An 18,050-nucleotide genomic window follows, 5' to 3' on the forward strand; every position below is an offset into this window, starting at 1 on the left:
TAATGCCAAGCGTGCGTGAACTTCGCTCCCGTATTCGTTCCGTGAGCTCGATCAAGAAGATCACCAAGGCCCAGGAACTGATCGCGACCTCGCGAATCAGCAAGGCGCAGGCCCGCGTTGCCGCCGCCAAGCCGTACGCGGAAGAGATCACCAAGGTGCTCGCCGAATTGGCCAGCGCCAGCGGCAATCTCAACCACCCGCTGCTCACCGAGCGTGAGAACGCCCGCCGCGCAGCGGTTCTGGTCATCACCTCCGACCGCGGTATGTGCGGTGGCTACAACTCCAACGTGCTCAAGCGCGCCGAGGAGCTCATGACCACGCTGCGCACCGAGGGCAAGGAGCCGGTGCTGTACGTGATGGGCGCGAAGGGCCTGACGTACTACACCTTCCGCCGTCGCACCGTGAACGGTTCCTGGCTGGGCTTCTCCCAGCAGCCGAACTACGTGGACGCGTCCGCCGCGTGCAACCACCTGGTCGAGGCGTTCATGGCCGGATCCGACGGTGAGGTGGCGTCCCCGAACGGGGTCGGCACCATGGCCGGCGTCGACGAACTGCACATCGTCTACACGCGTTTCGTGTCGATGCTGTCGCAGCAGCCGGAGGTGCGTCGCCTGGCGCCGATCCAGGTGACGTTCGTGGACGAGAACTTCGAGATGGGTCCGGACAGCTTCACCGACGGAAACTCGCAGCCGGTCGCCCAGTACGAGTTCGAGCCGGACGCGGATCGCCTGCTGGGCGCGCTGCTGCCGAAGTACGTCAACACTCGGATCTACTCGTCGCTGCTCGAGGCGGCGGCATCGGAGTCGGCTGCGCGCCGCACCGCCATGAAGGCCGCGACGGACAACGCCACGGAACTGGTCAACTCGCTGACCCGGACCGCGAACTCGTTGCGCCAGGCACAGATTACGCAGGAAATCACGGAAATCGTCGGTGGCGCCAACGCGCTGGCGTCGAGCTCGGACCGCGACTAAGGCCCAGGAAGAGAACCAATGACCGCAGCTACTGAAACCCGGGTCGGCACAGGCCGTGTCGCCCGCGTCATCGGACCCGTCGTGGACGTCGAGTTCCCGCGCGGTTCCATTCCCGACCTGTACAACGCCCTGAACGTGGACATCGCGCTCGCGTCCGTGGCCAAGACCCTGACCCTCGAGGTCGCGCAGCACCTGGGCGACAACATCGTTCGCACCATCTCGATGCAGCCGACCGACGGTCTGATCCGTGGCGCCGAGGTGCGCGACACCGGCAAGCCGATCTCGGTGCCCGTCGGTGACGTCGTCAAGGGCCACGTGTTCAACGCGCTCGGCGACTGCCTCGACACCCCCGGCCTGGGCCGCGACGGCGAGCAGTGGGGCATCCACCGCCAGCCGCCCGCCTTCGACCAGCTCGAGGGTAAGACCGAGATCCTGGAGACGGGCATCAAGGTCATCGACCTGCTCACCCCGTACGTGAAGGGTGGCAAGATCGGTCTGTTCGGTGGTGCCGGTGTCGGCAAGACCGTTCTGATCCAGGAGATGATCACCCGTATCGCGCGTGAGTTCTCCGGTACGTCCGTGTTCGCGGGCGTCGGTGAGCGCACCCGTGAGGGCACCGACCTGCACCTGGAAATGGAAGAGATGGGCGTCCTCCAGGACACCGCCCTCGTCTTCGGCCAGATGGACGAGCCGCCGGGGACGCGTATGCGCGTCGCCCTCTCGGCCCTGACCATGGCCGAGTACTTCCGCGACGTCCAGAACCAGGACGTTCTGCTGTTCATCGACAACATCTTCCGCTTCACCCAGGCCGGTTCCGAGGTCTCGACCCTGCTGGGTCGTATGCCTTCGGCCGTCGGTTACCAGCCGACCCTGGCGGACGAGATGGGTCAGCTGCAGGAGCGCATCACGTCGACCCGTGGCCGCTCGATCACCTCGATGCAGGCGATCTACGTGCCCGCGGACGACTACACCGACCCCGCGCCGGCCACCACCTTCGCGCACCTGGACGCCACCACCGAGCTGTCGCGTCCGATTTCGCAGAAGGGCATCTACCCGGCCGTCGACCCGCTGTCGTCGACCTCGCGAATCCTCGAGGCATCGATCGTCGGCGAGCGTCACTTCCGGGTGGCCAACGAGGTCAAGCGAATCCTGCAGAAGTACAAGGAACTCCAGGACATCATCGCGATTCTGGGTATGGACGAGCTCTCCGAAGAGGACAAGGTCCTCGTCGGTCGCGCCCGTCGCCTGGAGAAGTTCCTGGGCCAGAACTTCATCGTGGCCGAGAAGTTCACCGGCCAGGAGGGTTCCGTCGTGCCGCTGGAGCAGACCATCGACGACTTCGATCGGGTCTGCAAGGGCGAGTTCGACCACCTGCCGGAGCAGGCGTTCAACTCCTGCGGTGGCCTGGACGACGTCGAGGCTGCTGCGAAGAAGATCGCCGGGAAGTAGTCCACCATGGCGGATATGTCAGTTGATCTGGTCGCCGTCGAGCGGCTGCTGTGGTCGGGCCGGGCGAAGTTCGTCTCGGCTCAGACCACGGAGGGTGAGATCGGCATCCTGGCCGGCCACGAACCGCTGCTCGGGCAGCTGGTCGAGGGCGGCACCGTGACCATCGTGTCCGACGACGACGAGCGTGTGGTCGTGGCCGTGCACGGCGGGTTCTTCTCGGTCACCGCCACTTCGGTGCGCGTGCTGGCCGAATCCGCCGATTTCGCCTTCGATATCGACGAGGCGGCCGCCAAGGCCGTTGTCGCCGACCCGGATGCGAGCCCGGCCGCGCTGGCCAAGGCACAGGGCCAGCTGCGGGCGGTCGAGAAGGCGGCCTCTGCGTAGCCTTCCGGCGCTGAAACCAAGAGCGGCGGTCCCAGGGAAAATCCCTGGGGCCGCCGCTTTTTCGCGTTCACACCGACCCGCACTCGCGCCCGGCACCAGCCGCGCGCGAGTGCGTCGTTCTCACTGGAAGGCGAGAATGGGCTTGATCGTGGTGCCGTGGTGGGCGTCCGCGACCGCGGTGTCGATATCGGTGAATGCGTAGGTCTTGCTGATCTTCTCGATCGGGAACTTGCCTTCGGCGTGCCATCGCAGCAGTTGCGGAATGAATTGCTGCGGATCACCACTGCCCTCGATGCAGCCCCGGACGGCCTTGCCGTTGCCGGTGAGGTGGCCGATTTCGAGGTCCATGCTGGCCTCGCCCAGTCCGACGAGCACGAGGGTGCCCATGGGGGCCAACGCCTCCAGGCCCTTGGCGATGACGGCATTGAGGGCGGTCGTGTCGAGCGCGAAGTTCGCGCCACCGTTGGTCGCCGCGACGATCTGCGCCACCACGTCCTCGGCCGCGCCGTCGATGGTGACGTCCGCGCCGAGCTCCTTGGCCACGGCCAGCCGATCGGCGGAAAGGTCGATGGCGACAATGGTTCCCGCGCCGATGGCACGGGCCGCCATGAGGGCCGCCATCCCCACGCCGCCGACGCCGAAGATCGCCAGCGAGTCGTTCGGCCCCGGCTTCATGACATTGGCGACCGCGCCCGCACCGGTCTGCACACCGCACCCGAACGGGGAGGTGGCCACCAGGTCCACGTCCTTGTCGACCACCACGACACTGCGCGCCGGCACCAGTGCGTGGGTGGCGAAACTCGATTGCCCGAAGAACGCGCCCATCACGCGTTCGCCATTGCTGCTCAGCGGCGAGGTGAAGTCCGCGCGTCCGCCCGAGGTGTTCAGAATGACGAAATTCTCGCAATAGGGCGGAAGCCCGTCGGCGCATCGCGAACAGGTTCCGCAACTGGCATAGGTGAGCAGCACATGGTCACCGACTTCGATTCCGGTTACCTCCGAGCCAATCTGCTCGACGATCCCGGCGCCCTCGTGCCCGAGCACGATCGGCAAATCGGCAGGAAACACGCCCTTGGTGACCAGGTCGGTATGGCAGACCCCGGACGCGACGATACGCACCAGGACCTCGTCCGGTCGCGGTTCCTCCAGGGTGAGGGTCTCCATCGAGAACGGCACGTCCGCTCCCCGGGCCACCGCAGCGGTAATTTCCACGGAATCTCCTTCCAAGACATCCCAATTGTCCGGAGCATAAGAACGTGTTCCAGTTTACGGCCATCGTCGATCCCGCTCAGCGGGTCGCACGTTCGGCTCTTCCCGCCGGGAGCTGGTAAGCGGCCGAGATATTCGGATGCCCTGCGCCGCAATTGAGACCTTGGCTACCCAATGTGGATAAATGCATTCGCCGGTGCCCGAATGCGATCTGAAGCATTCGGCAAAGCACCGGCTATTCCAGCACCTTCGGCTCGACCTCCACGCACCCCGCGTTGCCTGCACCTGCACATCGCGTTGCCCATGAATGCGCACCGCACGATGGGCGAGGGGTTGATGAGCCGCGCGGCGTCAGGTCTCGGTGGTCGAGATCACCGATGGAAGGGATCGTATGTACGGCAAGGGAATTCGTGCCCGGGCCGGCAGGGCCTGTGGGATGGCGCTGATCGCGGCGGCGGTGTTCGGGTTCGGACGAGATCAGCGGGCCCATGGGTGACACCTCGCTGTACCGCGATGTTTGGACCACCGGGGTGACCAGCGTGGACCCGGACGGCCCGACCGCCTCGATCAAGATCGGCCCCGGCTATGTGGCGGCTGCCAGGTGGATGTCGGTGGAACAGACAGCGGCGGGGAGACGACCGACATGGCGCAGGTGATTCCGAACAATCAGCTCGGCGCCATTGCCCCGACCTCGGGGCTGTCCGAGGGCATGCCGCTCGGGCCCGGCCAGGCCGCCACCCTGCTGATGCTGGATCTCTAGCGCCCCGACGACAACGGCCAGGAATCCCCACAAGCGCTACAACGAGGTTCCCGGCCCCCATGGCAGCGTCGGCTGGACGGACGAGACCCTCGCAGTGAACGGGTACAGCGGCTACCGCCCAGCCGCGCTCGTTTGTGGCGGTCGCGGTCGACTGCTCGACCTACATCGGCAACCTGGTGCTTTACGGTGAGCCGTTCACCATGGGTGGATATATCTTCTGCACCCTGCTGATCAGCGCATACGTCACATTCGGTGGATGGCCGGACTTCGCGTTTCCGCGGTCGCTACTATCGACCGATAGCGGGGCCCGGCCGTCGGCCGGTCAGTGATCGACAGCAACGCGGATGTGAAGGGACGGAGCGGCATTGCAAACCGGGATGTGGCTTCTGATCATTCTGGTGTTGCTGCTGGTCGGCCTGGCCCTGGCCTCGACGTATCGCCTGGTGATGCTGCGCCGCGGCGGAACCGCCGCCCTGCTGCGCGTGCTGCCCGCCCGCGGCCACGGCGGGGGCTGGCGGCACGGCCTGATCCGTTACGACGAGGACACGCTCCTCTTCTACAAACTCTCCAGCCTCAAGCTCGGCCCGGATTCCACCATGCGCCGGCTCGCCATCGAGGTGGGCCCGCGGCGGTCCCCGCAGGACGACGAGTACGACATCATGACCGACGAGGTCATCGTCCAGGTCTCCGACGGTGACCACCGCTACGAGCTGGCACTCGACCGCGGCGCCATGGCCGCCTTCCTGTCCTGGGTGGAATCCCGCCCCTCCGAGCGAATTCGCCGCCGCCGCGCCGGATAGTGTGACCCTGTGAGCGTTCACTTGACGCGGATCTACACGCGGACCGGCGACGACGGCACCACGGGGCTGAGCGATTTCTCGCGGGTGGCCAAGACCGACCCGCGGCTGATCGCCTACGCCGACTGTGACGAAACCAATGCCGCGCTGGGTGTCGCCATCGCGCTCGGGCAGCCGGACGAGCGGATGCTCGCTGTGCTGCGTTCCATACAGAACGATTTGTTCGACGCCGGCGCGGACCTGTCCACGCCCGTCGTCGCGGAGCCCAAGTACCCGCCGCTGCGCATCACCCAGGTCTACATCGACCGCCTCGAGAAGTGGTGCGACGAGTTCAATGAGCCTCTGGCGCCGTTGAATTCGTTCATCCTGCCCGGCGGCACACCGCTGGCGGCACTGCTGCACACCGCCCGCACCGTGGCGCGACGCGCCGAGCGGTCGGCGTGGGCCGCGGTCGCGGCGCACCCGGACGACACGAACGCGCTGCCCGCCAAATACCTCAACCGCCTGTCCGACCTGCTGTTCATCCTCGGCCGGGTCGCCAATCCGGACGGCGACATACTTTGGCGGCCGGGCGGAGACGCCGCGAGCGCGAGAGAGGACCACTAGGCTGACCCCCGTGAGTGAACGGTTTCTGGTGACCGGGGGCAGCAGGCTCGTCGGTGAGGTCGCGGTAGGCGGCGCGAAGAACAGCGTCCTCAAGCTGATGGCCGCCGCGTTGCTGGCCGAGGGGACGACCACCATCACGAACTGCCCGGACATCCTCGACGTGCCGCTCATGGCCGAGGTGCTGCGCGGTCTCGGATGTGACGTCACCGTCGACCACGAGACCGTGACCATCGCGACGCCGCCGGAACCGAAATACCACGCGGACTTCCCGGCCGTCACCCAGTTCCGTGCCTCGGTATGTGTGCTGGGTCCGTTGATGGCGCGCTGCAAGCGAGCTGTGGTGGCGCTCCCGGGTGGTGACGCCATCGGTTCGCGCCCGCTGGATATGCATCAGGCCGGTCTGCGACTGCTGGGCGCGACCTCCGAGATCGAGCACGGCTGCCTGGTGGCGCGCGCGGAGGAGCTGCAGGGCGCCCGGATTCGCCTGGACTTCCCGTCGGTCGGCGCGACCGAGAACATCCTGATGGCCGCGGTGCTGGCCGAGGGGGAGACGGTCATCGACAATGCCGCGCGTGAACCCGAGATCGTGGATCTCTGCAACATGCTGGCGCGGATGGGCGCGAAGATCTCCGGTGCGGGCACCTCGGTATTGACCATCGAGGGCGTGGACAAGCTGTCGCCGACCACCCACCGGGTGATCGGCGACCGCATCGTCGCCGCGACCTGGGGTATCGCTGCCGCCATGACCACCGGCGACGTGCGGGTGACCGGCATCAACCCCAAGCACCTGTCCCTGGTGCTGGACAAGCTGCGCTCCGCGGGCGCGCGAATCTCGTTCGAACCGGATGGTTTTCGTGTGGTGCAGGCGGATCGCCCTCGCGCCGTGAACTTCTCGACCCTGCCGTTCCCCGGGTTCCCCACCGATCTGCAGCCGATGGCCATCGGCCTGGCCGCGATCGCCGACGGCACCTCGATGATCACCGAGAACATTTTCGAAGCGCGCTTCCGCTTCGTCGAAGAGATGATCCGCCTGGGCGCGGATGCCCGCACCGACGGGCATCACGCTGTGGTGCGCGGGATTCCGCGACTGTCCTCGGCGCCGGTGTGGTCGTCGGACATTCGCGCCGGCGCGGGTCTGGTGCTCGCGGGTCTGGTCGCCGACGGTGTCACCGAGGTCCACGATGTCTTCCACATCGACCGTGGCTACCCGGATTTCGTGGAGAACCTGCGCTCGCTCGGAGCCCGGATCGAACGCGTCGGAACCGCGGACTGAACAGCCGGTGTCGGGACGGGTTCGCGAAAACCCGTCCTGAACAGGCGATTTGACATGCGAACAACCAACACGTAACTTATTCCAGGTCAGAGCGACACGGACACCGACTCCGGTGAGACGAGCTTCGCCTGATGATCACACTAGCTCCCAGCCAACCAGCGGATTTGGTTCTGCTGTGCGGACGGGGCTAAGCTTTGAAAGTTGCCTCACGATCGAGCGGGACTAAGAGCCCGGGAGATCGTGTGTGCGTGTGTTCTTTGAGAACTCAATAGTGTGTTGATGAATGTCAGTGCCAAATTTTGAAATTTGGTTCCGATTCTCACCCCCCGTGTGAGGGTCGGACATTTAAGTCGGCTAATTTCCAGCCGGCTATTTTTGCTAGGTTTTCGGACTCTGGTTCGAGATACTTCTGATTCACCTTCGGGTGTTTCTAGAGTCTTCAACGGAGAGTTTGATCCTGGCTCAGGACGAACGCTAGCGGCGTGCTTAACACATGCAAGTCGAGCGGTAAGGCCCTTCGGGGTACACGAGCGGCGAACGGGTGAGTAACACGTGGGTGATCTGCCTTGCACTCTGGGATAAGCCTGGGAAACTGGGTCTAATACCGGATATGAGCCTGGACTGCATGGTCCGGGTTGGAAAGGTTTACTGGTGCGAGATGGGCCCGCGGCCTATCAGCTTGTTGGTGAGGTAACGGCTCACCAAGGCGACGACGGGTAGCCGACCTGAGAGGGTGACCGGCCACACTGGGACTGAGACACGGCCCAGACTCCTACGGGAGGCAGCAGTGGGGAATATTGCACAATGGGCGCAAGCCTGATGCAGCGACGCCGCGTGAGGGATGACGGCCTTCGGGTTGTAAACCTCTTTTGACAGGGACGAAGCGCAAGTGACGGTACCTGTAGAAGAAGCACCGGCCAACTACGTGCCAGCAGCCGCGGTAATACGTAGGGTGCGAGCGTTGTCCGGAATTACTGGGCGTAAAGAGCTTGTAGGCGGTCTGTCGCGTCGATTGTGAAAACTTGCAGCTCAACTGCAAGCTTGCAGTCGATACGGGCAGACTAGAGTACTGCAGGGGAGACTGGAATTCCTGGTGTAGCGGTGAAATGCGCAGATATCAGGAGGAACACCGGTGGCGAAGGCGGGTCTCTGGGCAGTAACTGACGCTGAGAAGCGAAAGCGTGGGTAGCGAACAGGATTAGATACCCTGGTAGTCCACGCCGTAAACGGTGGGTACTAGGTGTGGGTTCCTTCCACGGGATCCGTGCCGTAGCTAACGCATTAAGTACCCCGCCTGGGGAGTACGGCCGCAAGGCTAAAACTCAAAGGAATTGACGGGGGCCCGCACAAGCGGCGGAGCATGTGGATTAATTCGATGCAACGCGAAGAACCTTACCTGGGTTTGACATACACCGGAAAGCCATAGAGATATGGCCCCCCTTGTGGTCGGTGTACAGGTGGTGCATGGCTGTCGTCAGCTCGTGTCGTGAGATGTTGGGTTAAGTCCCGCAACGAGCGCAACCCTTATCTTATGTTGCCAGCGCGTAATGGCGGGGACTCGTGAGAGACTGCCGGGGTCAACTCGGAGGAAGGTGGGGACGACGTCAAGTCATCATGCCCCTTATGTCCAGGGCTTCACACATGCTACAATGGCCGGTACAGAGGGCTGCGATACCGCGAGGTGGAGCGAATCCCTTAAAGCCGGTCTCAGTTCGGATCGGGGTCTGCAACTCGACCCCGTGAAGTTGGAGTCGCTAGTAATCGCAGATCAGCAACGCTGCGGTGAATACGTTCCCGGGCCTTGTACACACCGCCCGTCACGTCATGAAAGTCGGTAACACCCGAAGCCGGTGGCCTAACCCTTGTGGAGGGAGCCGTCGAAGGTGGGATTGGCGATTGGGACGAAGTCGTAACAAGGTAGCCGTACCGGAAGGTGCGGCTGGATCACCTCCTTTCTAAGGAGCATCTCGCACAGACGCCTCGAAGAGTCGAGAGCTGCTGTGCCAGAGCCGTTTTGGAAGCAACTGTCTTCCAGCGGAGCTCATGGGTGGAACGCTGACAATCTTCATCGCATCATGTTCGAAGCCATGTCTTCGAGCGCGGTGAATATACCGACACACTATTGGGTCCTGAAAGAACAGGCGTTCTTTCCAGGCAAAAAAACGATCCGCTCGGATCTCTTGCGAAACCGCCGGCTGTGCCGGTCAGGTCCTTGAATCCAATCCGATGCGGGTGTGTTGTTTGAGAACTGCACAGTGGACGCGAGCATCTTTGTTAGTAAGTGTGTAAGAGCGTACGGTGGATGCCTTGGCACCAGGAGCCGATGAAGGACGTAGTAGGCTGCGATAAGCCTCGGGGAGCTGTCAAACGAGCTGAGATCCGAGGATTTCCGAATGGGGAAACCCGGCACGAGTGATGTCGTGTCACCCGCACCTGAATATATAGGGTGTGTGGAGGGAACGTGGGGAAGTGAAACATCTCAGTACCCACAGGAAGAGAAAACAACATGTGATTCCGTGAGTAGTGGCGAGCGAAAGCGGAAGAGGCTAAACCGTGTGGATGTGATAGCTGGCAGGCGTTGTCCATGCGGGGTCGTGGGACATTACTTCCTGTTTCTGCCGAAGCAGGCGACAGTCAGAAAAGATCGCGTTAGTCGAATTGGTCTGGGACGGCCAACCGTAGACGGTGAGAGTCCGGTAGACGAAAACGTGTTCTCTGTCGTGTAGTGCTCCCGAGTAGCAGCGGGCCCGTGAAATCTGCTGTGAATCTGTCGGGACCACCCGATAAGCCTGAATACTACCTGGTGACCGATAGCGGACTAGTACCGTGAGGGAAAGGTGAAAAGTACCCCGGGAGGGGAGTGAAATAGTACCTGAAACCGTGCGCTTACAATCCGTCAGAGCTGTTAAAGGTGATGGCGTGCCTTTTGAAGAATGAGCCTGCGAGTCATCGGTGTGTGGCAAGGTTAACCCGTGTGGGGGAGCCGTAGCGAAAGCGAGTCCGAATAGGGCGTTGTAGTCGCACACTATGGACCCGAAGCGGAGTGATCTACCCATGGCCAGGGTGAAGCGACGGTAAGACGTCGTGGAGGCCCGAACCCACTTAGGTTGAAAACTGAGGGGATGAGCTGTGGGTAGGGGTGAAAGGCCAATCAAACTCCGTGATAGCTGGTTCTCCCCGAAATGCATTTAGGTGCAGCGTCGCGTGTTTCTCGCCGGAGGTAGAGCTACTGGATGGCCTAGGGGGCCCACAAGCTTACCGAAGTCAGCCAAACTCCGAATGCCGGTGAGTGAGAGCGCGGCAGTGAGACTGTGGGGGATAAGCTTCATAGTCGAGAGGGAAACAGCCCAGATCGCCGGCTAAGGCCCCTAAGCGTGTACTAAGTGGAAAAGGATGTGGAGTCGCGAAGACAACCAGGAGGTTGGCTTAGAAGCAGCCACCCTTGAAAGAGTGCGTAATAGCTCACTGGTCAAGTGATTCTGCGCCGACAATGTAGCGGGGCTCAAGTACACCGCCGAAGCCGCGGCATTCAGACATTATCCCGCTTTCGAGCCAGGAGTCTGGATGGGTAGGGGAGCGTCGTGTAGCCAGGGAAGCGGCGGGGTGACCTAGTCGTGGAGGCTGCGCGAGTGAGAATGCAGGCATGAGTAGCGAAAGACGAGTGAGAAACTCGTCCGCCGAATGACCAAGGGTTCCTGGGCCAGGTTAATCCGCCCAGGGTGAGTCGGGACCTAAGGCGAGGCCGACAGGCGTAGTCGATGGACAACGGGTTGATATTCCCGTACCCGTGTATCCGCGCCAAATATCGAATCAGTTGTGCTAAGTGCCCAAAAGCGGATGGACCTCCTTCGGGAGGCCGGAAGTGGCTGCGCACGACCCCGGCTGTAGTAGGTAAGCGATGGGGTGACGCAGGAAGGTAGCTGGGCCAGGTGATGGAATACCTGGTGTAAGCCTGTAGGGCGAGACATAGGCAAATCCGTGTCTCATGAGCCTGAGAGGTGATGCGTAGCCGATTGAGGCGAATTCAGTGATCCTATGCTGCCGAGAAAAGCCTCTAGTGAGTTGGTACACGGCCCGTACCCCAAACCGACACAGGTGGTCAGGTAGAGAATACTAAGGCGATCGAGATAACTGTGGTTAAGGAACTCGGCAAAATACCTCCGTAACTTCGGGAGAAGGAGGGCCCGGTCTGGTGAACACCCTTGCGGTGGGAGCTGGGTTGGGTCGCAGAGACCAGTGAGAAGCGACTGTTTACTAAAAACACAGGTCCGTGCGAAGTCGTAAGACGATGTATACGGACTGACGCCTGCCCGGTGCCGGAAGGTTAAGAGGACCGGTTAGCTCTTCGGAGCGAAGCTGAGAATTTAAGCCCCGGTAAACGGCGGTGGTAACTATAACCATCCTAAGGTAGCGAAATTCCTTGTCGGGTAAGTTCCGACCTGCACGAATGGCGTAACGACTTCTCAGCTGTCTCAACCACAGACTCGGCGAAATTGCAGTACGAGTAAAGATGCTCGTTACGCGCGGCAGGACGAAAAGACCCCGGGACCTTCACTATAGCTTGGTATTGGTGTTCGGTACGGTTTGTGTAGGATAGGTGGGAGACTGTGAAGCGGGTACGCCAGTATTCGTGGAGTCATCGTTGAAATACCACTCTGATCGTATTGGACCTCTAACCTCGGACCCTGATCGGGTTCAGGGACAGTGCCTGGTGGGTAGTTTAACTGGGGCGGTTGCCTCCCAAAATGTAACGGAGGCGCCCAAAGGTTCCCTCAGCCTGGTTGGCAATCAGGTGTTGAGTGCAAGTGCACAAGGGAGCTTGACTGTGAGACCGACAGGTCGAGCAGGGACGAAAGTCGGGACTAGTGATCCGGCACCGGCAAGTGGAAGCGGTGTCGCTCAACGGATAAAAGGTACCCCGGGGATAACAGGCTGATCTTCCCCAAGAGTCCATATCGACGGGATGGTTTGGCACCTCGATGTCGGCTCGTCGCATCCTGGGGCTGGAGTAGGTCCCAAGGGTTGGGCTGTTCGCCCATTAAAGCGGCACGCGAGCTGGGTTTAGAACGTCGTGAGACAGTTCGGTCTCTATCCGCCGCGCGCGTTAGAAACTTGAGGAAGGCTGTCCCTAGTACGAGAGGACCGGGACGGACGAACCTCTGGTGTGCCAGTTGTTCCGCCAGGAGCACGGCTGGTTGGCCACGTTCGGAAGGGATAACCGCTGAAAGCATCTAAGCGGGAAGCCTGTTCCAAGATGAGGTTTCTCACCCCCTCGAGGGGGTAAGGCCCCCAACAGACCATTGGGTTGATAGGCCAGAACTGGAAGTCTGGTAACAGATGTAGGTGACTGGTACTAATAGGCCGAGGACTTACCAACAAAGAAGCTACGCGTCCACTGTGCAGTATCTGAAACAACACACAGATCACTGAGAAGACAGGAACCGAGGCCCGGCAACGGGATTCGCGCCCTGGCTCTCTGTGTGACAGTTTCATAGAGTTACGGCGGCTATAGCGGTGGGGAAACGCCCGGTCCCATTCCGAACCCGGAAGCTAAGGCCACCTGCGCCGATGGTACTGCACTCGACAGGGTGTGGGAGAGTAGGACACCGCCGGAACATCCTTCGCGAAGGCCCCGACCAATTCTGGTCGGGGCCTTCTGCGTATCCTGGGTATTCACGGATGTATCCGGGGTACATATCAGTAGGCAGGAATCCACAGGAAGCTCCCAGCGGACAGGAAGTTCCGATGAGGGCGGGAAGACAACGATCGACAGCATGATTCACCAGCTCGCGCCACAGCGGCCGGCCGACAAGGCCCCCCGGTTCCAGTGGGCGGCTCTGTGGCTGCCCGCCACCTACAGCTACGTGGGTCTGCTGCTGCTGGGCGCCGTGGCCCTGACCATGGTCAGCGCGCCGCGGGAGTCGCGCATCGTGCTGCATGCCAGCACGAACCTGAACAATCTGACCGAGGGCCGCCTCGGCACGCTGTTCTCGAGCGCCTTCCTGGTGGGTGAGGGCGCGGCGACGGTGTTCCTGATCGTGCCGATGCTGGCCTGTCTACTCGCTTTGGCGGAGCGGCGATTCGGGACCGTGAAGCTGGTGCACACCTTCTTTGTCGGCCATGTGGGTGCAACCGTGCTGGTGGCGGTGGGCCTGTGGGTGGCGGTGCAGTCGCAGCTGGTGCCGGGCAGTATCGCGATGGTCGAGGACGTCGGCGTCAGCTATGGCGCGATGGCCGTGGTGGGTGCGCTGGTGGCGGCGCTGCCGCCGCATCGCCGGTGGGTGTGGGCGAGTACCTGGCTGACGTTCGCGCTGGGCGGGGTGGTGCTCTGGCACACCTTCACCAATGTGGGTCACTTCCTGGCGCTGTGCCTGGGTCTCGGTATCGGGCGGTTGACGATCCGCCGGCAGGGCGGGACGGTGCGGCCGTTGAACGTGCCGGAATACCTGTTGCTGGCGGCCGGTTCCGTTTTTGCCTGCCTGATGCTGCTGGGCTGATGCCCGGTCACTAGACTCGACCGGTGCGCCTTGTGATTGCTCGTTGCCAGGTCGATTACGTTGGCCGTCTGACCGCCCATCTGCCCATGGCCCGCCGTCTGCTCATGATGAAGGCCGACGGCTCGGTGCTGGTCCATTCCGATGGCGGCTCCTACAAGCCTCTCAACTGGATGAGCCCGCCGTGCTGGCTGGAGGAACGGGAAACCGATTCCGAGACAACCCAACTGTGGGTGGTGTCCAACAAGGCCGGCGAGGAACTGCGCATCACCGTCGAGGACATCGAGCTGGATTCCAAGCACGAGCTGGGGGTCGATCCCGGGCTGGTGAAGGACGGCGTCGAAGCGCACCTGCAGGAGTTGCTCGCCGAGCACATCGAAACCCTCGGTCCCGGTTACACCCTGATCCGCCGCGAGTACATGACCGCCATCGGCCCGGTCGACATCCTGTGCCGTGACGCCGACGGCGCGACGGTGGCAGTGGAGATCAAGCGCCGCGGTGAGATCGACGGCGTCGAACAGCTCACCCGCTACCTCGAACTCCTCAATCGCGACCCGCTGCTGGCTCCCGTCGCGGGCGTCTTCGCCGCCCAGCAGATCAAGCCGCAGGCCAAGACCCTTGCCGCCGACCGCGGCATCCGCTGCCTCACACTGGATTACGATGCCCTGCGCGGCACCGACTCCAGCGAGTTCCGGCTCTTCTGAGGCCATGCCTCGCCGCAAGCCCCGCCCCAAGGATTCGGCGCGATCCCACCGGGATCCGCGCCCCCTGGGTGACGTCTTCGGCCGCACCGAGCCCGGCCCCGGCACCGACGAATCCTTCATCGTCCGCACGGTCCCCGGCACCCGCGCCACCAAGCCCTACCGCTGCCCCGGCTGCGATCACGTAATCCCGCCCGGCACACCGCATATCGTCGCCTGGGCGGCCCACGACGGCGAGGACGACCGCCGCCACTGGCACACCGGCTGCTGGAAGGGCCGCAACACCCGCACGATCACCCGCCGGTGGTCCTGACCCCCTGGATTTGGGGGAGCGCCAAGGTGAGGGACGTGAGCGTCACGGTGCTGCCGTCGACGCCGTGCCCGGCCACCGCAGGGCGGCCATGCAGCGCAAGTCGACCACCCGGTCCTGATCCCCTACTGCGCCAGCGGTTTCGGGCGCGGGTGAGGATGACTCGCCGAGACGCATAAGGAAGGCCGCCTCCCCCGGAGGGGAAGCGGCCTTCGAACGGATGCGGGTTGTCGCCCGGTCGGTGAATTAGCTGGAGACGTCAGCGTTCTCGCGCTCGTCGACGATCTCGTCTTCTTCGCGAGCGTCGGCGATCGCCTTGCGGCCGCCCTTCTGGATGGAGCGCTGTTCCGGTGCGCCGTCGAGCAGTTCGCTCTCGCGGTTGACGGCGGCGAGCATGGCCGGGACCGAGTCGAGCTGGCCGCGGATACCGAGCAGCTGGGCCAGGACGCGGCCGCGGAGCACACGCATCTCCTCGGCAAGTTCCTTGGCGTGCGCGATCTTTCGATCCGCGGTGTTGGTCGCCGAGGTGATGAGGCGGTTGGCCTCGTCGGTGGCGTCCTTGATGCGCTGGGCGGCCTCGGCGCGCGAGGTGGCCTCCAGCTCCTCCATGGCGCGGGTCAGCTTGGTACGCCGCTCCGCCATGGTGACCTCGAAGTCCTGCTGCGTGGCCTTGCGCTTGGCCTCGGACTCCTTGGTGAGGCGATCGGCCTCGGCATTGGCGGCTTCGACGATCTTGGCGGACTCGGAGCGAGCGTTCGCGAGAGTCTGCTCGAATTCGATCTCGAGCGCTTCGCGCTTCTCCTTGGTCTCGGAGAGGAGCGATTCGTACTTCCCACGCATTTCGGTGGCCTGCTGCTCGGCAATCGAGATCATCTCGGCGGCCTCGGCCTGCGCCTGAGCGCGGACCTCGGAGGCCTCATCCGAGGCCAGACGCAGCATGCGGGAGATGCGATCGGACATGCCTTCGGCGGTGGTCGGCGGCACGGAGAGCCGGTCGACCTCCTTACGGAGCTCGTCGATCTCGTCCCGGGCATCCTCGAGCTGGGCCGCCAGGTTGCGGGCCTGGGCTGCGGCGGCATCGCGGTCGGTGGCGGTGACCCTTAGCTCGGCATCGAAACGGTCGAAGTAGTTACGCACCTCGTCACGGTCATAGCCCTTCCGCACAACGGTAAAGGGCAGCGCGACGAAGCGATTACGATCGGGCTCAGTGGACGACATGACCCACAAACTACAGCCTGACGACACCAGATGGTGACCCGACCGCGAATGTTGTTACGCCCTCTTTAGGAGGGCGGAACACGGTACTAGTGGGTAGTTTTCGCCGCCGGTTCGACGAGTTCCACCAGCACACCGCCAGCATCCTTCGGGTGGATGAAATTGATGCGGGAACCAGCGGTGCCGCCGCGCGGCTCTGCGTACAGCAAACGCAAGCCCCGTTCACGCAGTTGCGCGGAGACAGCCTCGACATCGGTGACACGATACGCGAGCTGCTGCAGGCCAGGCCCGTTTCGGTCGATGAATTTCGCGATCGTCGACTCCTCGTTGAGCGGAGCCAGCAACTGCAGAGCGACCGAGCCGGCCGGAGTGCCGGGCACGGACAGCATGGCCTCGTGCACGCCCTGCGCCTCGTTGATCTCGCGGTGCGTCTCCACCATGCCGAGATTGTCCCGGTACCAGGCCACCGCCGAATCGAGATCTGGCACAGCGATTCCGACGTGATCGACGGCGGTGACGTATTCCGACGGGATGAATCCGGTGTTCTCTGTGTTGCTCACACCAGTGACGGTAGCGCGCCCCTCGGAAGGATGCCGGACCGCCGCACGTTACCTTTGAGTACGGCTCCGATGGTTGGCGGAGCAGTCATCATTCGACGTAAGCGAGGCTCATCGTGACCACCACCTCCGTCATCGTCTCCGGCGCGCGCACCCCGGTGGGCCGGCTGCTCGGATCGCTGAAGGGCTTCAGCGGCTCCGACCTGGGCGGGTTCGCCATCAAGGCGGCGCTGGAGAAGGGCGGGGTGGCGCCCGAGCAGGTCGACTACGTGATCATGGGCCAGGTGCTCACCGCGGGCGCGGGCCAGATCCCGGCCCGGCAGGCCGCGGTCGCCGCCGGCATTCCGATGGATGTCCCGGCGCTCACCATCAACAAGGTGTGTCTGTCCGGTATCAATGCTATTGCGCTGGCGGACCAGCTGATTCGGGCCGGCGAGTACGAGATCGTGGTGGCCGGCGGCCAGGAGTCCATGACCAACGCCCCGCACCTGCTGGAGAACAGCCGCGAGGGCTACAAGTACGGCGACGTCAACCTGCGCGACAGCATGGCCTACGACGGCCTGCACGACATCTTCACCGATCAGGCGATGGGCGCGCTCACCGAGGCGCGCAACGACGCCGACGCCATCACCCGCGAGGAGCAGGACGCCTTCGCCGCCGCCTCGCACCAGAAGGCCGCGGCCGCCTGGAAGAACGGCGTCTTCACCGACGAGGTCACCCCGGTCTCGATCCCGCAGCGCAAGGGCGACCCGATCGTGTTCGCCGAGGACGAGGGCATCCGCGCCGACACCACGGCCGAGTCGCTGGGCAAGCTGCGCCCGGCCTTCCGCAAGGACGGCACCATCACCGCCGGTTCCGCCTCCCAGATCTCCGACGGTGCGGCCGCGGTGGTCGTCATGTCCAAGGCCAAGGCCGAACAGCTGGGTCTGAGCTGGATCGCCGAGATCGGCGCGGCCGGCGTCGTGGCAGGTCCGGACTCCACCCTGCAGGACCAGCCCGCCAACGCCATCGCCAAAGCCTGTGCCAAGGAAGGCATTTCGCCCGCCGACCTGGATCTGGTCGAGATCAACGAGGCGTTCGCGGCGGTCGGCATCGCCTCCACCCGCAAGCTGGGCATCGACCCGGAGAAGGTCAATGTCAATGGCGGCGCCATCTCCATCGGCCACCCGCTGGGCATGTCCGGCGCCCGCATCGTCCTGCACCTGGCGCTCGAACTGCAGCGCCGCGGCGGCGGTGTCGGCGCGGCCGCGCTCTGCGGTGGCGGCGGCCAGGGCGACGCCCTCATCGTCCGCGTGAAGTAGGAACACTGCTCATAAGGAACAGC

Annotated in this window: 13 protein-coding genes and 3 rRNA genes; 13 read left to right on the forward strand and 3 right to left on the reverse strand. The window is 63.5% G+C overall.

What is annotated here, in order from left to right; genetic code table 11:
* Positions 1 to 2 precede the first annotated feature (2 nt).
* The 3 genes from ACQP1O_RS05860 to ACQP1O_RS05870 are packed head-to-tail and all read left to right on the forward strand — an operon-like array spanning position 3 to position 2,804.
* Complete coding sequence (locus ACQP1O_RS05860; RefSeq protein WP_433564853.1) at positions 3 to 971, forward strand: F0F1 ATP synthase subunit gamma; 969 nt, start codon at positions 3 to 5, stop codon at positions 969 to 971.
* A gap of 18 nt (positions 972 to 989) precedes the next feature.
* Positions 990 to 2,420: a F0F1 ATP synthase subunit beta gene (gene atpD, locus ACQP1O_RS05865; RefSeq protein ID WP_157388301.1), complete on the forward strand. Its 1,431-nt coding sequence runs from the start codon at positions 990 to 992 to the stop codon at positions 2,418 to 2,420.
* A gap of 6 nt (positions 2,421 to 2,426) precedes the next feature.
* A complete protein-coding gene (locus ACQP1O_RS05870; RefSeq protein WP_433564854.1) occupies positions 2,427 to 2,804 on the forward strand; it encodes a F0F1 ATP synthase subunit epsilon in 378 nt (125 codons plus the stop codon).
* A 120-nt stretch (positions 2,805 to 2,924) separates the two neighbouring features.
* Here the strand turns inward: ACQP1O_RS05870 and ACQP1O_RS05875 are convergent, their stop codons facing one another.
* The gene (locus ACQP1O_RS05875; protein ID WP_433564855.1) at positions 2,925 to 4,016 is read right to left on the reverse strand and encodes an NAD(P)-dependent alcohol dehydrogenase; all 1,092 of its coding nucleotides are present in this window, start codon (positions 4,014 to 4,016) and stop codon (positions 2,925 to 2,927) included.
* A gap of 1,134 nt (positions 4,017 to 5,150) precedes the next feature.
* On the opposite strand from ACQP1O_RS05875, the gene ACQP1O_RS05880 reads away from it, so the two are divergent.
* The 9 genes from ACQP1O_RS05880 (at position 5,151) to ACQP1O_RS05920 (ending at position 14,957) form a co-directional block, all read left to right on the forward strand.
* The gene (locus ACQP1O_RS05880; RefSeq protein WP_433567592.1) at positions 5,151 to 5,573 is read left to right on the forward strand and encodes a DUF2550 family protein; all 423 of its coding nucleotides are present in this window, start codon (positions 5,151 to 5,153) and stop codon (positions 5,571 to 5,573) included.
* Positions 5,574 to 5,582: 9 nt separating this feature from the next.
* The gene (locus tag ACQP1O_RS05885) at positions 5,583 to 6,176 is read left to right on the forward strand and encodes a cob(I)yrinic acid a,c-diamide adenosyltransferase (RefSeq protein WP_433564856.1); all 594 of its coding nucleotides are present in this window, start codon (positions 5,583 to 5,585) and stop codon (positions 6,174 to 6,176) included.
* 10 nt (positions 6,177 to 6,186) lie between these two features.
* Positions 6,187 to 7,449, forward strand: coding sequence for a UDP-N-acetylglucosamine 1-carboxyvinyltransferase (gene murA, locus ACQP1O_RS05890; RefSeq protein ID WP_364623179.1), 1,263 nt, complete (start codon positions 6,187 to 6,189; stop codon positions 7,447 to 7,449).
* A gap of 439 nt (positions 7,450 to 7,888) precedes the next feature.
* Positions 7,889 to 9,404, forward strand: a 16S ribosomal RNA gene (locus ACQP1O_RS05895).
* Positions 9,405 to 9,724: 320 nt separating this feature from the next.
* Positions 9,725 to 12,826: ribosomal RNA gene (locus ACQP1O_RS05900) — 23S ribosomal RNA — on the forward strand.
* Positions 12,827 to 12,947: 121 nt separating this feature from the next.
* A 5S ribosomal RNA gene (gene rrf / locus ACQP1O_RS05905) occupies positions 12,948 to 13,064 on the forward strand.
* Together the 16S, 23S and 5S rRNA genes form the textbook arrangement of a ribosomal RNA operon.
* A 159-nt stretch (positions 13,065 to 13,223) precedes the next feature.
* Positions 13,224 to 13,946, forward strand: a complete 723-nt coding sequence (locus ACQP1O_RS05910) for a rhomboid-like protein (RefSeq protein WP_433564857.1) — start codon at positions 13,224 to 13,226, stop codon at positions 13,944 to 13,946.
* Between the two features lie 23 nt (positions 13,947 to 13,969).
* Complete coding sequence (gene nucS, locus ACQP1O_RS05915; protein ID WP_354850151.1) at positions 13,970 to 14,647, forward strand: endonuclease NucS; 678 nt, start codon at positions 13,970 to 13,972, stop codon at positions 14,645 to 14,647.
* Positions 14,648 to 14,651: 4 nt separating this feature from the next.
* On the forward strand, positions 14,652 to 14,957 hold the full coding sequence (locus tag ACQP1O_RS05920; RefSeq protein ID WP_433564858.1) for an ATP/GTP-binding protein: 306 nt from the start codon (positions 14,652 to 14,654) through the stop codon (positions 14,955 to 14,957).
* A gap of 243 nt (positions 14,958 to 15,200) precedes the next feature.
* Here the strand turns inward: ACQP1O_RS05920 and ACQP1O_RS05925 are convergent, their stop codons facing one another.
* A complete protein-coding gene (locus ACQP1O_RS05925) occupies positions 15,201 to 16,172 on the reverse strand; it encodes a hypothetical protein (RefSeq protein ID WP_354850157.1) in 972 nt (323 codons plus the stop codon).
* Between the two features lie 86 nt (positions 16,173 to 16,258).
* Positions 16,259 to 16,729, reverse strand: a complete 471-nt coding sequence (gene mce / locus ACQP1O_RS05930; RefSeq protein WP_354850160.1) for a methylmalonyl-CoA epimerase — start codon at positions 16,727 to 16,729, stop codon at positions 16,259 to 16,261.
* 113 nt (positions 16,730 to 16,842) lie between these two features.
* Between mce and ACQP1O_RS05935 the strand changes: the two genes are divergently transcribed.
* The gene (locus ACQP1O_RS05935) at positions 16,843 to 18,027 is read left to right on the forward strand and encodes an acetyl-CoA C-acetyltransferase (protein ID WP_433564859.1); all 1,185 of its coding nucleotides are present in this window, start codon (positions 16,843 to 16,845) and stop codon (positions 18,025 to 18,027) included.
* Positions 18,028 to 18,050 lie beyond the last annotated feature (23 nt).

Origin of the sequence: Nocardia sp. CA-151230 (genome assembly GCF_050942175.1) — a bacterium.
Classification (GTDB): Bacteria; Actinomycetota; Actinomycetes; order Mycobacteriales; family Mycobacteriaceae; genus Nocardia.